A 14,639-nucleotide genomic window follows, 5' to 3' on the forward strand; every position below is an offset into this window, starting at 1 on the left:
TAATGAGAGATATACGTATCGTTTTTATGGGAACACCAGATTTTGCTGTTGCCATTTTAAAAAACTTAATTATACATAATTACAAAGTTGTTGGTGTTATAACTGCACCAGATAAACCTGCAGGTAGAGGTCGAAAGTTAAACCAATCTGCAGTAAAAAAATATGCACTTTCTCAAGAATTACCAATACTACAACCTACAAATTTAAAAAACCAAGCCTTTAACGATCAGTTGCAAAGCTTAAATGCAAATTTGCAAATCGTAGTTGCTTTTAGAATGTTACCCAAAATTGTATGGCAACTGCCAACGTATGGTACATTTAATTTACATGCATCTCTTTTGCCAGCATACAGAGGTGCAGCACCAATACATTGGTCTATTATTAATGGTGAAACAAAAACTGGGGTTTCTACTTTTTTTATTGATGATAAAATTGATACAGGAGAAATTATATTACAAGAAGAAATTGATATTGCAAATAATGAAACTGTAGGCACATTGCACGATAAATTAATGCATTTAGGTGCAAATTTAGTTGCCAAAACGGTAGACCTTATTAAACAAGATAAAGTTGCTACCACAAAACAACCTGATTTTGAAGAAAAATTTGCTCCTAAATTAAATGCTGAGAACACAAAAATAAATTGGTCAGCTTCTCTTGATTCTATTTATAATAAAATAAGAGGTTTAAATCCATTTCCTGCAGCTTGGACAATTATAAAAAATGACGAAAATGAAATTTCAGCTAAAATTTATGCTGTTTCAAAGCAAGAAGAAAATCACAATTACAAAACAGGTAAAATAATTGATAACAAAAAAGAATTAAAAGTAGCCGTACATAAAGGATACTTAATAATTGAAGAAATAAAAATATCTGGTAAGAAAAAAATGGACGCTAAAAGTCTATTGAACGGGTTTACTTTTTCTGAAGACGCAATAATGTTGTAACCCCTTTATTGGCGTGGTTTGTAGGGTTTTTTGATTTTCAAAGACTACTTTATTAACATTACACCTACTTTTATTAACAAAAAGGTGCTTTTTTAGGGTCTTAATTTGCCTAATCCCCCATTCCGTCTATATTTGTTAAGCTATTAAGCAAAAAAATAAAATATTAAATAATTTAAAAAACATTTATTATGAACAAATCAGATTTAATCGATGCAATGGCTGCTGACGCAGGAATTTCTAAAGTAGCAGCTAAAGCAGCTTTAGAGTCTTTTACAGATAATGTAACTTCTTCTTTAAAAAAAGGAGATAAAGTTGCTTTAGTAGGTTTTGGAACTTTTTCAGTTTCTAACAGAGCTGCAAGAAGCGGTAGAAACCCACAAACAGGAAAAACGATTCAAATTGCTGCTAAAAATGTAGCAAAATTTAAAGCTGGTGCAGGATTAAGCGATGCTGTAAACTAGTAAACACAGCGTTTTACACGATATTAAACTCTCTTTTTTTAAGAGAGTTTTTTTTTGTGCAAATAATTCCTATATTTATAAAAAAAGTTTAAATGTCTAAATTACTTCCTAAAAAGGGTAGATTATTAGTTGCAGAACCTGCTATATTAAATGACGATTCTTTTAACAGAGCAATTATTTTGTTAACAGAACATACAGATAACAATTCTGTTGGTTTTATATTAAACAAGCCATTAGGGTATAATTTAAATGATTTAATGCCAGAAATAGCTTGTGAGTTTAATATATACCAAGGAGGTCCTGTAGAACAGGATAATTTATATTTTGTGCATAGAATACCTCAATTATTAGAAGATAGCATAGAAGTTGCTAATGGCATCTTTTGGGGTGGTAATTTTAATCAATTAAAAAAACTTTTAAATGAAGGATTGTTACAAGAATCAGATATCCGATTTTTCTTAGGATATTCTGGTTGGGATAAACAACAACTTTCTGAAGAATTAAAAACAAGCTCTTGGTTTGTTTCAGAAAATAATTTTGATAATATTTTTTCGAATAAAGAAGAAAGTCTCTGGAAAAACAAATTGCTAGAAAAAGGTGGCAATTATAAACTTTGGGCAAATGCACCTAGTGATTTTAATTTAAATTAAAAACCATTATTCCCCAAGCAAAAAACTATTCAAAACTATTATTGATACCTTTATCTACTCCATCTTTCTAAAAACACAACACCAACTACTTTTTTAAATAATAATAGCGTTTACAACTGAATTATAAAATTCGTGAATAACAGCTACTTTGAATTCAAAATTGCAATAAAACTTTTGTTTCTTGTTGCTACAAGTATTTCTGAAAAAATTCTTAGAAAAAAATTAAAGAACAGCTTTAAAACTAATATTGAATTTTATAAATCTAATTCATTTACACCAAACGAATTGCTATAATTATTAATGAATTACTTTAAAATGAAAAGATGTAAGTTTTTAAAAAAGGAAAAATGTAAAAAGATCTTTTTACAGTTAAATTATAGTTGTTTAATATTTTTCAGAAATAAAAAAGCCTCAGTTTAAAAACTGAGGCTTTTGTCGGGGTGGCAGGATTCGAACCTGCGACCTCCTCGTCCCAAACGAGGCGCGATGACCGGGCTACGCTACACCCCGAGTATTAAATTTTGCGGAGAGACAGGGACTCGAACCCTGGCGACAGTTACCCGTCGACAGATTAGCAATCTGCTCCATTACCACTCTGGCACCTCTCCTTTTTAATGAACTACTGCATTTATCTAAAAATGCGAGTGCAAATGTACTATTACATTTACAATATTACAAATGGTTTCTTAACTTTTTTCTATATTTTTTTTAATCAGGATACTCTAGCCTTAAGTGATAGATGTTTAGCAGTTTTTTCTTAATAACTTTCTTTATTGTTTCGATCTCTTTAAATGTAACATCTGCATTTAAAAATTGATTTTCTGCCATCTGTTTATCTGTAATTTTATCTATTAAATCGCTAATAGATTGTGCTGTTGGCTTTTTTAAACTTTTAGAAGCTGCTTCTGAAGCATCACACATCATTAAAATAGCGGTTTCTTTAGAAAAAGGATTTGGTCCTTTATATTGAAATTTTTTAATATCAATATGTTCATCTGGGTTTTGCTCCTTTTCTTTCATATAAAAATAATAGACCGTACTCGTTCCATGATGTGTTCTAATAAAATCTATAATCCTATCTGGTAGCTTATATTTTTTTGCAATTTCTATTCCTTTAATAACATGGTCTGTTATTATTTTTGCGCTATCTCTAGGAGGTAATTCGTTATGTGGATTTACGCCTGTAGTTTGATTTTCTATAAAATACATAGGATCTACCATTTTACCTACATCATGATATAGTGCACCTGTTCTAACCAACATAGAATTTGCTCCTATTTCATTAGCCGCTGCTTCTGCTAAATTAGCGACTTGCATAGAGTGCTGAAAAGTACCTGGAGCTTTTTCATTTAAATCTCTTAATAATTTTGTGTTTGTATTAGAGAGTTCTAACAAAGTAACATCAGACACCAAACCAAATACTTTTTCATAGATATAAATTAAAATAATAGATAAAAAAGATAACAAACCATTCACTGCAAATAAAATAAAATATTCTAAATTAATTTGAGAGGCATTACCTTCTCTAATTATAGAAAATGCAAAATACGTAATCATGTAAATTCCTGTAATTTGTGCAACAGAAATAAAAAGATTTGCTCTTTTATACAATTCAGAAACCGTTAAAATAGTTACAATACCTGCAATAATATGAAGGTAAATAAACTCAAAGCTATTGGGCACAATGTAACCTAAAAGCAATACTGTTAAAACGTGCGTAAAAAGACCAAGGCGTGCATCAAAAAAAGCTTTTAAAATAATTGGCAGTATACTTAAAGGCACAACATATAGGTAATCTACATTATATTTTATAACAAGTGTTTGTATAAATATCATAGAAAACACATTAAAAAATATAAACGTTACTTTATTGGTATTATTAAAAATTTCTATTCTATATTTTTGAAGAAATAGCAATAACATTAATAAGGCTAACGCAACCAGAATGGTATAGCCAAAAATAATCCAATTGTAATTAGATTCTGTCCAAACTTTAGACTCAGATTCACTTTTTAAAGAATTTAAAATGGCCAACTTTTTTCCTTCAACAATATCTCCTTTTAAAATAATTAATTCACCAGCAGATACTTTTCCTTTAGTATAAGAAATATTAGACATTTCTGTTTCTAAAACTTTATCCGTAAACGCTGCGTCATAAAAAACATTCGGTTTTATAATTTCTGATAAAACAGTGTATACCTGCGCCACAAAAGTATTTGAATTTGAATTGGGAATTCCCGCTGATATTTTCTTTAAGACGTTGTTAGAATTTAATAGGTTTTTAAACAAAACATTTTCTACAACATTCCCTTTTTTTATAGCCACCAACTCATTTCCGTTAGAAACCCTATCCTGACTAATTACTTCTAAAAAACCAGTTTTATATATTTCTTTTATAATGTTTACACCCCTGAGAATTAAACGTTCCCTATCAACTAAATTTACGGAATCATTTTGTGTAAATGCGCTTACCCTTCTTTTAAAAGTAGCCAAAACTTCCTCTTGCACAAGTTCATCATAATTAAAATACAATTGTGTACTAACAGAAATCTGTTTTTTCTCAATAACTATTTCTTCTTCAGATTTTTGAATAGCAAAATCAAAAGGGGCATACAAATTATCATATTTCCATAATTGCCCATTATTAAAATCGTACTTAAACTGCCCTCCTTTTGGAAACAAATACACAATAGCTGTTGTAGTTATTAAAAACAGCATTACCTTATAAATTATGGCGTTGTTTTGATAGAGTTTGTTTACTAAATTACTCATATAGTTATGGTTCTAGAAACAAACTTACTGTAAAAATATTTAGGTTTAAAATTACAAGGATACAATCCCTTTAAAATTGATTAAATTTCTTTAATTTAGCCATAATTCCGATGAATTTAAAATCTACTAGAATATGAAAGAAGTTGTAATTGTATCTGTTGCAAGAACCCCTATTGGCAGTTTTTTAGGGAGTTTGTCTGGTATACCAGCCACTAAATTAGGCGCAATTGCCATAAAAGGTGCTTTAGATAAAATAAATTTAGATACAAATTTAGTAGATGAAGTTTTCATGGGAAATGTAGTTTCTGCTGGTTTAGGGCAAGCGCCAGCAAGACAAGCCGCTATTTATGCTGGAATTCCAGAAAACGTGCCTTGTACAACTGTAAATAAAGTTTGTGCCTCTGGCATGAAATCTATAATGCTAGCAGCACAAACCATTGCTTTAGGTGATGCAGCAATTGTAATTGCTGGAGGTATGGAAAACATGAGTAGCATACCTCATTATCAACATGCAAGAAAAGGATCTAAATTTGGCCCAATTACCATGGAAGATGGCATGCAAAAAGATGGTTTAGTAGATGCATACCAACAAGTAGCAATGGGTGTTTGTGCAGATGAATGTGCAACAAAATATAATTTTTCTAGAGAAGAGCAAGATAATTTTGCCATAACCTCTTACAACAAAGCTGCCAAAGCTTGGAAAGATGGTAAATTTAAAGAAGAAATTGTACCAGTTTCTATACCTCAAAGACGCGGAGAACCTATTTTATTTACTGAAGACGAAGAGTTTAAAAATGTAAAACTAGAAAAAATACCTACTTTAAGACCTGCATTTACAAAAGAAGGCACTGTAACCGCTGCAAATGCATCTACAATTAACGATGGAGGTGCTGCTTTAGTGCTAATGTCTGCAGAAAAGGCAAAAGAATTAAAAATTAAACCATTGGCAAAAATAGTAAGTTATGCAGATGCTGCACAAGAACCTAAATGGTTCACCACAGCACCTGCCAAAGCATTACCAAAAGCTTTAGAAAAAGCTAATATAAATATTAAAGATGTAGATTTTTTTGAGTTAAACGAAGCTTTTTCTGTAGTTGGTTTGGCTAACATAAAGCTTTTAAACCTGAATAATAATAAGGTAAATGTAAATGGTGGAGCAGTTTCATTAGGACATCCTTTAGGTGTCTCTGGCGCTAGAATTATAATTGCTTTAACCTCTATTTTAAAACAAAATAATGCGAAAATTGGTGCAGCAGGAATTTGTAATGGTGGTGGTGGTGCAAGTGCTATGGTTATAGAAAGAGTTTCTTAAAGAATTGATATTTATGACGGTACTTTTAAAATTTAAAAACCAAAAACAATAGTTTGTTATACGGCATTTGTAATTTAAGCATTGCTCCTTTAAGAGCAGTTGGGTCTCATGTTTCTGAAATGACTAATCAGATATTGTTTGGCGAGCATTTTACCATATTAGAAAATGATGGTGATTGGAGTAAAATTAAACTTGCTTTTGATGACTTTGAAGGCTATATAAGCAACAATCAATTTGCTACAATAGCTAAAGATACATTTGAAGAAATAGCAACTCAAAATATTGCTTGCAGCTCAGAAATTGTAGATTTTGTAATAAATTCTAAAAACGAATTGACTACAATCTGTATTGGCTCTCACCTACCTTTATTAAAAGACGGAAAACTACAAATTGCAGCAACAGTATACGATTATAAAAGTAAAATTTTTAATAGTCAATTACCAAAAAGCGCCATAGTAAAAATGGCTTTTACTTTTTTAAACTGCCCTTATTTATGGGGTGGTAAATCTCCTTTTGGTATAGATTGCTCTGGCTTTACACAAATGGTTTACAAGCTTTGTGGTTATAAATTGTTTAGAAACGCTAAAGAACAAGCCGCACAAGGTGAAGTTTTAAGCTTTATTGAAGAAAGTGAACCAGGAGACTTGGCTTTTTTTGATAACGAAGAAGGAGAAATTATTCATGTAGGTATTATATTAAACAATTATAACATTATACATGTGCATGGCAAAGTTAGAATAGACACTTTAGATCATAGTGGAATTTTTAACTTAGACACTCAAAAGCATACGCATAAACTTAGAGTCATAAAAAGAATAATCTCTTTATAAAAAAGGTTTACAACAAAATTTTATCACATTTTAAATAGGTAAGTTTCTGTTTGAATGTCTTTAGCAAATGCCTAAGAAAATAAAAACAAGAAATGCTAAAAACACAAAATTAGCGCAACTGAGATTTTTTACCAAGCTGTTTCTCTGTCTTTAAAAATTTCATTATCCCTATTTATTTAACTTAGAAACTATTCTATTACCAGACTTTACATTTGTAACAAAATTTTCATTTTCTTTTCCTTTTATTAAATTTAAGGCTTTTATCAAAACATCATCATTTAAAATACTTTGTTGTGTAACCAGGTGTTTTGGAACAAAATTCTCTCTTGCTTCACCATTAACATGCAATATTTTATCGGTTGTAATGCTATAACCATAATTTCTATTATTAAAAGAATAATTTACAATTGAACCTGCCAATTTACCCATTTCTGAACCAACAATTGTAGCTCTTTGCATTCCATCTAAACCAATAGCCAAACCTTCTCCCATGCTACCTGTCCATCTTCCTACTAAAACCACAACTGGCTTTTTGTATTGCTTACCTCTAGGCATTACATACTCTACCCATCTTTTAGAAATTGCTGGATTATTTCCATATTTTTCTTTAGAGATATGTTTTTGGTAAGGCAATTCTGTTTCTATAAATCTACTCATTATTGCTCTTGCCACGTAGGTATTTCCTCCACTAATGGTGTTTCTTAAATCTAAGATTATACCTTTAGTATCTGTAAGTTGATCTAAAGCCCTATCAAAACGTTTAATTAAATTGTTGTTACCCAAAGAATTATTTATCCTTATAATAGCAATGTCATTTTTTTTAGTGACAGAAAATAATTTATTATCTTTTCTAACTTCAATTTCATCAAGATTTAAGCTAATCCTTCTATCATCTGCCAATTGTAATGTTAACATTCTTGCCTCATTATATCTTCCAGCAATTATTTTATTTGCTATCCACTCCCTTACTTCTGGTATTTGTTTGTTTACACATTGCACAGGAAAATCATCAATAGCACTATTTAAATCTTTGCCATTAAATCTTAAAACTTCTGCATTTAAAATATTTTTACCAAATTTCTCTAATTGCGAAAACCAAATGTTTTCTATACAAAATGAATTATTTCTCAACTTTACATAAACAGGAGAATGTAACCTAAAAGAGGCTTTTGTTTTGGTATTTAATAATAAATGCCCATCGTAAAACTCGTTTAGTAAATATTCAAAAAACAAAACACTTTCTTGATTTGTTTTTACTTTAGAAATGTACTTTGAGTAGGTTTCTTTTACGCAATTAAAATCTGTTTTTTTATCATTTAAATAAATATAATTATTAGATAAATCTTGAATAATTTTACCGAAATCTTGATTCAATTTATAAGAATCTACAGTATTACTTGTTTGACCAAATACATTTACACCAATGAAACATATAAAGAAAGTTAGTTTGATTTTCATATTTTTTAATTTTTAGGATAAAACAGATTGTTAAAATAAGTGCTAAAATCAGTAACAATTTACAAACTTTTAATGTTACCCTAAAACGAACGAGTTTGACTTATTAACAAATTGTTAATAAACAAAACATCTTGTTGTTAATAAGGTTAAAACATAAAACGAAGTTAAACACGGCCTGTAAACCAATATTTTTTACACCTTTTTCTGATATAAAACCCTAAACAATACGTATCATATCACATAACATCAAAAAAAATAAATAACTTATAATCAGTATTTTAAATTTAAAAAAAAAGAAAAGATAAAGTAGAAATAAAAAATATTTAAATAGATAAAAACACAAAAAAGAGAATAGCGAAACCTTTATTTTTCGGTAAATAAAGGGTAGGTTTTTACAGTGAATTAGGAGTTATTAACAATTTAAAAAGAATCAAAAAAAATAATGACCACTATTAACAATCAATCTATAAGTAATGTTTTTATAAATTTAACCAGTTTTTAGGTTTTGCTAAAACTTGTAAAAGTTTTGCTTCTTTAGAATTTTCTTTTGGTAGATGATTATATTTCCACTGCACAACAGGTGGTAAACTCATTAAAATACTCTCTATTCTTCCGTTTGTTTTTAAACCGAACAATGTGCCTCTATCATGCACTAAATTGAATTCTACATAACGCCCTCTTCTTACCTCTTGCCAATCTTTATGCTCTTTAGAATAAGTTAAAGATTTTCTTTTTTCTACAATAGGAGTGTAAGAATTTAAAAAGCTATTCCCAATTTCTGTTACAAAATTATATCGATCTTCAATAGAAAAATCTTCGGTCTCTTTTAAATAATCGAAAAATAAACCACCAATTCCTCTTGCTTCATTTCTATGTGTATTCCAGAAATAGGTATCGCAAGTATCTTTAAATTTTGGATAAAATTCAGCACTATGTTTATCACAAGCGGTTTTACATACTTTATGAAAATGTATAGCATCTTCATCAAACAAATAATAAGGCGTTAAATCTTGCCCACCACCAAACCATTGTGTTACAATGTTACCTTCCTGATCATACATTTCAAAATAACGCCAATTTGCATGTACGGTTGGCACAAACGGATTTGTTGGATGCAAGACCAAACTTAAGCCACACGCAAAAAAGTTTCCTTCTTTTACACCAAATTGTTTGCGTAAAGCTTCTGGCAATTCTCCAAAAACTTTAGATATATTTACGCCTCCTTTCTCAAAAACATTACCGTTTTCTATAACTCGTGTTCTACCTCCTCCTCCTTCTGCTCTTTGCCAAAGATCTTCTTTAAACTTTGCTTTGCCGTCTAATTTCTCTAGAGTTAAAGTTATCGTATCTTGTAAATTTTCTATGTACTTGTAAAATTCCTTTTTAAAACTAACTTTACCTTTCTGCATGTTTATTAACTTTATTGTCAGTATTATTCATTTTATAACTTCCTACTTTATTTACTAAAACAAAGTATTAACGCATCATTTTTAAAGGAAATATTTCTTAACTATACGCTTTCTGTTTGTTTAATACCTTAACTGTATTTACAGTTGCAGAAGTTACAGATAGTGGTAAAACAAAAACAACCCCAATTACTGGTATTAATAAAAACAGTAAAAAAACAATACCGTTGCCAATTGCAAAACCTTTGTTTTTACTTACAAAATGTATACTTTCTCTATATTTTAAATGCCGTTCTAAAGTATAATCCATATTACCAAAACCTGCATAATATGCTTGAACTAAAAACAATAATAGCGTAGAAAATATATTTACTATAGGCACCAACTTTAAAAGTAAAATTGGAATGGTTACTAATAGTTCTTTTGTTAAGTTTCTACCGTTAATTCTTATTCCTCTTATTAATTGCTCTTGAAACGAGGTTTTTCTATGTTGATGTGATAAATTTCCATTAATATAAATTTCTATTTTTTCTGAAACAGGACTCATAAATGGTGCAGATAATGCTAAAATTATATGCTTATATAGAATTAAACCAAGTACTAAAACAACTAAACCTCCAATAAATGCAGATATGGTTGTAAAGGTTGTTTTGCCCCAATCCCAAATCCAAATTTTAGCTAAAAAATTACCTATAGGATTTGACAAATTATAAGCTATAACACCAATTACCAAAGCGGTTACAAAACTAATAAACATTGGTATTGCAAAATACTTCCATAGCTTTAGTTTAGATATTAAACCAAAAGCACCAAAATAGGTTCTAATTCCTGAAAGTATGTCTTTAACCATAATCTTAACCTTAGTCCTTTTCTAAAAAAGAGGAAACACGATAGCTCATCAAAATTTAATCGAATCGTTTTTTTACCTTTTCACCAAATTAAGACGGACTCTTATATTCTTTAACTGCATCTATAAATGCTTTGGCATTTTCTAAAGGAATGTCTGGCAAAATACCATGCCCTAAATTTACAATATATTTATCCTTCCCAAATTCGTTTATCATTTGTGTTACCATTCTTTTAATTTCAGATGGTGATGAGTACAAACGCGTAGGATCAAAATTACCTTGTAATGTCATATTTCCGCCAGTTAAATAACGCGCGTTTCTTGCAGTAATTGTCCAATCTACACCTAAAGCAGATGCACCAGATTTAGACATTTCTTGCAAGGCAAACCAACATCCTTTACCAAAGGCAATTACTGGAGCTTCATCTTTTAACGCATTAATTATTTGCTGAATATATTGCCACGAAAATTCTTGATAATCTGTTGGTGACAACATTCCTCCCCAAGAATCAAAAACTTGTACAGCATTTACACCCGCTTTAACTTTTTCCTTTAAATACGCTATTGTGGTATCTGTAATTTTTTGCAATAATTGATGCGCAGCAATAGGATTTGTAAAACAAAATTTCTTCGCCTTATCAAAGTTTTTAGAACCTTGCCCTTGCACACAATAACATAAAATGGTCCAAGGAGAACCTGCAAAACCAATTAAGGGAATTTCGTCATTCAGCTTTTCTTTGGTTGCTTTTATGGCTTCCATAACGTAACCTAATGTTTCCTGAATATCTGGTACAATTACATTATCTACATCTTTTGAAGTTCTAACCGGGTTTGGTAAATATGGCCCAAAATTAGGTTTCATTTCCACATGTATATTCATAGCTTGTGGAATTACCAAAATATCCGAAAATAAAATGGCAGCATCCATACCATACCTTCTAATAGGTTGCACTGTAATTTCTGATGCCAATTCTGGAGTTTGACAGCGTGTAAAGAAATCATATTTCTTCTTTATTTCTTGAAACTCTGGCAAATATCTACCTGCTTGACGCATCATCCAAACTGGAGGACGTTCTACCGTTTCTCCTTTTAAGGCTCTTAAAAATAAATCGTTTTTTATCATAATATTTTATTAACCGCGAAGACACAAAAGTTCGCAAAGGTTCTATAAGTTGTTCACTATTCTTTTAATACCGTATTTTATTAGACTCACATTAAAATTTATTAATAACCCTAGTTTACAATCTGATAATCTTAAATAGGTAATCATTTGAGCTGTGTGAACATCATCTAATTTTTTAACTGATTTTAGTTCTATTATCACTTTGTTTTCAACCAATAAATCTATCCTATATCCAGCTTCTAATTTTAAATTATCATAAATTACTGGTAGTACTTTTTGTTTTTGAACAACCAAATTATTTTTGTCTAACTCATAGTACAAACAAGCTTCATATGTACTTTCTAATAAACCAGGACCTAATGATTTATGCACTCTGTAAGCACAATCAACTATAATTTTAGAAATTTCATTTTCTGTCATAAAAATTTAAAGTTGTAACCACCAAAACTTTGCGCCCTTTTTTTCTTTGCGGTTTATTTTACATTTCTGACACCGCTTTCATTGCTTTGTCTGTTGCTTCTGCAATTACTTTTATATCTTTAGCTGAAATAGCAGAGTTTAAAAACCAAGCTTCAAACTGACTTGGTGGCAAAAACACACCATTTTTAATCATTTCCCAAAAGAAAACGCCAAATTTTTCTGTATCTGAGGTTTGAGCTTCTGCAAAATTAGTAACCTTACTTTTGGTAAAAAAAGGATTCATCATAGAGCCAAAGCGATTTACTACCAAATCTACATTGTATTTTTTAGCAGTTTCTAATAAAATTACTTCTATTATAGCACCAATTTCATCAAATTTATCATAAGGATTTTGTCTTTTTAATTCTGATAAAGTAGAAATTCCACCTGCCATAGCAATTGGATTTCCAGACAACGTTCCTGCTTGATACATTCCGCCCAAAGGCGCAACATTTTCCATAATTTCATTTCTTGCACCATAAGCTCCAACAGGAAAACCACCACCAATAACTTTACCCAAACAAGTAATATCTGCAACAACACCTAATTTTTCTTGTGCACCACCAAAAGTAGATCTAAAACCTGTCATTACTTCATCTGCAATTAATAAAGCACCTTTAGATTCTAAATAAGTTTTTAGGTCTTTTAAAAATCCGTTTTGCGGAATTACAACACCCATATTTCCACCAATTGGTTCAATAATTACACCTGCAATATCATCATGTTCTTCAAAGTGTTTTTTTACACTTTCCAAGTTATTGTATTCTGCAATTAAGGTATTTTTTACAGCACCTTCTGGTACTCCTTTAGAACCTGGCAAACTTAATGTTGCCAAACCAGAACCTGCAGCTACCAATAATGCATCTTGATGCCCGTGATAACAGCCAGAAAATTTAATAATTTTATCTTTACCCGTAAAAGCTCTTGCCAAACGAATGCCGCTTAAAACAGCTTCTGTTCCTGAATTTACAAAACGTACTTTATCCATTTCAGGAAAAGCATCACAAACTATTTTTGCTAATTTAATTTCTGCTGCTGTAGATGCTCCAAAAGAATAGCCATTTTTTAAGGCTTTTTTAGCTGCTTTTTCTACCTTTTTATGTCTGTGACCTAAAATCATAGGACCATAAGAAACTACTAAATCTACATACTTATTTCCATCAACATCATAGATTTTACTTCCTTTTGCTTTTTTTATAAACAAAGGATTTCCTCCAACAGATGAAAATGCTCTTACTGGAGAATTTACAGCTCCAACAAGGTTTTTTAATCCTTTTTCGTATAACTTTTGTGATTTTTTGAATTTCATATTTATTCTTTTCTGTCATTGCGAACACGGTGAAGCAATCTGTTATTCATATGAAAAAGATTACTTCGTCATGCTTCCTCGTAATGACGTTATTTTTCTAACAAGATTTTCGCTGCTTCTTTTGCAAAATAGGTAATAATAATATCTGCTCCTGCTCTTTTCATAGATAATAAACTTTCCATCATTACGCGTTCGCCATCAATCCAACCTTTTTCTGCGGCTGCTTTTACCATGGCATATTCTCCACTAACATTATAGCAGGCAATTGGTCTATCAAAATTATTTTTTAAATCTCTAATAATATCTAAATAAGACAATGCTGGTTTTACCATTAAAATATCTGCGCCTTCTTGATCATCAAAAGTTGCTTCACGCATTCCTTCGTCTCTGTTTGAAGGATCCATTTGATAAGTTCTGCGATCTCCAAATGTTGGAGCAGAATCTGCAGCATCTCTAAAAGGACCGTAAAATGCAGATGCATATTTTACAGAATACGCCATTATTGGTAAGTTTACAAAACCTGTATTGTCTAAAGATTGGCGAATCATATCTATCGTTCCATCCATCATTCCTGATGGTGCAACCATATCTACACCAGCTTTTGCATGAGAAATTACTTGTTTCGCTATATTTACTAAAGTTGCATCATTATCTACATCATTATCATGAATAATACCACAATGACCATGAGAAGTATATTCACAAAAACAAACATCTGTAATTACATATAAACTTGGGTAATTTTTTTTGATAAAACGAATAGCTTGTTGCATAATTCCATTATCGTTCCAAGTTTCTGTACCTTCATTATCTTTTTCTGACGGAATTCCAAATAATAAAACTGAAGGAATATTTAAAGCTACAACCTCATCTAATTCTTTAGAAATTCTGTCTAAAGAAAAACGCTTTATACCTGGCATAGAAACAATTTCTGTTTCTATATTTTCTCCCTCTTCAATAAAAAGAGGATACACAAAATCATCTACAGAAAGTTTGGTTTCTTTTACCAACCTTCTAATTCCCTTGTGTTTTCTTAGTCTTCTTGTTCTATACATTTATTTATTT

General features: G+C 30.4%; 13 protein-coding genes and 2 tRNA genes. 5 read left to right on the plus strand and 10 right to left on the minus strand.

The window, feature by feature from the left end; genetic code table 11:
- Window positions 1-2 precede the first annotated feature (2 nt).
- From fmt to Q0762_RS10145, 3 genes are all read left to right on the plus strand, one after another.
- A complete protein-coding gene (gene fmt, locus Q0762_RS10135; protein ID WP_298766589.1) occupies window positions 3-947 on the plus strand; it encodes a methionyl-tRNA formyltransferase in 945 nt (314 codons plus the stop codon).
- A 188-nt stretch (window positions 948-1,135) separates the two neighbouring features.
- Window positions 1,136-1,408, plus strand: coding sequence for an HU family DNA-binding protein (locus Q0762_RS10140; RefSeq protein WP_298766590.1), 273 nt, complete (start codon window positions 1,136-1,138; stop codon window positions 1,406-1,408).
- Window positions 1,409-1,500: 92 nt separating this feature from the next.
- Entirely contained in the window at window positions 1,501-2,058 is a 558-nt protein-coding gene (locus Q0762_RS10145) for a YqgE/AlgH family protein (protein WP_298766591.1), read from the plus strand.
- 435 nt (window positions 2,059-2,493) lie between these two features.
- On the opposite strand, the gene Q0762_RS10150 is transcribed toward Q0762_RS10145, so the two are convergent.
- The 3 genes from Q0762_RS10150 to Q0762_RS10160 form a co-directional block, all read right to left on the minus strand.
- Window positions 2,494-2,568 (minus strand) — tRNA-Pro (locus Q0762_RS10150).
- Window positions 2,569-2,582: 14 nt separating this feature from the next.
- Window positions 2,583-2,666, minus strand: a tRNA-Ser gene (locus Q0762_RS10155).
- A 100-nt stretch (window positions 2,667-2,766) separates the two neighbouring features.
- Window positions 2,767-4,830, minus strand: coding sequence for an HDIG domain-containing metalloprotein (locus tag Q0762_RS10160; RefSeq protein WP_298766592.1), 2,064 nt, complete (start codon window positions 4,828-4,830; stop codon window positions 2,767-2,769).
- A gap of 133 nt (window positions 4,831-4,963) precedes the next feature.
- Here Q0762_RS10160 and Q0762_RS10165 point away from each other — a divergent pair, with 133 nt between their 5' ends.
- Together Q0762_RS10165 and Q0762_RS10170 are read left to right on the plus strand one after the other, a co-directional pair.
- Window positions 4,964-6,142: an acetyl-CoA C-acyltransferase gene (locus Q0762_RS10165; RefSeq protein ID WP_298766593.1), complete on the plus strand. Its 1,179-nt coding sequence runs from the start codon at window positions 4,964-4,966 to the stop codon at window positions 6,140-6,142.
- A gap of 53 nt (window positions 6,143-6,195) precedes the next feature.
- Window positions 6,196-6,972 (plus strand): C40 family peptidase, encoded by a 777-nt coding sequence (locus Q0762_RS10170; RefSeq protein WP_298766594.1) that lies wholly within the window; start codon window positions 6,196-6,198, stop codon window positions 6,970-6,972.
- A gap of 168 nt (window positions 6,973-7,140) precedes the next feature.
- Here Q0762_RS10170 and Q0762_RS10175 read toward each other — a convergent pair whose 3' ends face one another.
- The 7 genes from Q0762_RS10175 to hemB all read right to left on the minus strand — a co-directional run bounded on the left by Q0762_RS10175 (window position 7,141) and on the right by hemB (window position 14,629).
- Window positions 7,141-8,430, minus strand: coding sequence for a S41 family peptidase (locus Q0762_RS10175; protein ID WP_298766595.1), 1,290 nt, complete (start codon window positions 8,428-8,430; stop codon window positions 7,141-7,143).
- A gap of 479 nt (window positions 8,431-8,909) precedes the next feature.
- The gene (gene hemF / locus Q0762_RS10180; protein ID WP_298766596.1) at window positions 8,910-9,839 is read right to left on the minus strand and encodes an oxygen-dependent coproporphyrinogen oxidase; all 930 of its coding nucleotides are present in this window, start codon (window positions 9,837-9,839) and stop codon (window positions 8,910-8,912) included.
- Between the two features lie 97 nt (window positions 9,840-9,936).
- Entirely contained in the window at window positions 9,937-10,686 is a 750-nt protein-coding gene (locus Q0762_RS10185; protein WP_298766597.1) for an EI24 domain-containing protein, read from the minus strand.
- Window positions 10,687-10,774: 88 nt separating this feature from the next.
- Complete coding sequence (hemE, locus tag Q0762_RS10190) at window positions 10,775-11,806, minus strand: uroporphyrinogen decarboxylase (RefSeq protein WP_298766598.1); 1,032 nt, start codon at window positions 11,804-11,806, stop codon at window positions 10,775-10,777.
- Window positions 11,807-11,848: 42 nt separating this feature from the next.
- Window positions 11,849-12,226, minus strand: a complete 378-nt coding sequence (locus Q0762_RS10195) for a GxxExxY protein (RefSeq protein ID WP_298766599.1) — start codon at window positions 12,224-12,226, stop codon at window positions 11,849-11,851.
- A gap of 58 nt (window positions 12,227-12,284) precedes the next feature.
- Window positions 12,285-13,574, minus strand: coding sequence for a glutamate-1-semialdehyde 2,1-aminomutase (gene hemL, locus Q0762_RS10200; RefSeq protein WP_298766600.1), 1,290 nt, complete (start codon window positions 13,572-13,574; stop codon window positions 12,285-12,287).
- Between the two features lie 89 nt (window positions 13,575-13,663).
- A complete protein-coding gene (hemB, locus tag Q0762_RS10205; protein WP_298766601.1) occupies window positions 13,664-14,629 on the minus strand; it encodes a porphobilinogen synthase in 966 nt (321 codons plus the stop codon).
- Window positions 14,630-14,639: the final 10 nt, after the last annotated feature.

This window comes from uncultured Polaribacter sp., from assembly GCF_947495205.1.
GTDB lineage: Bacteria > Bacteroidota > Bacteroidia > Flavobacteriales > Flavobacteriaceae > Polaribacter.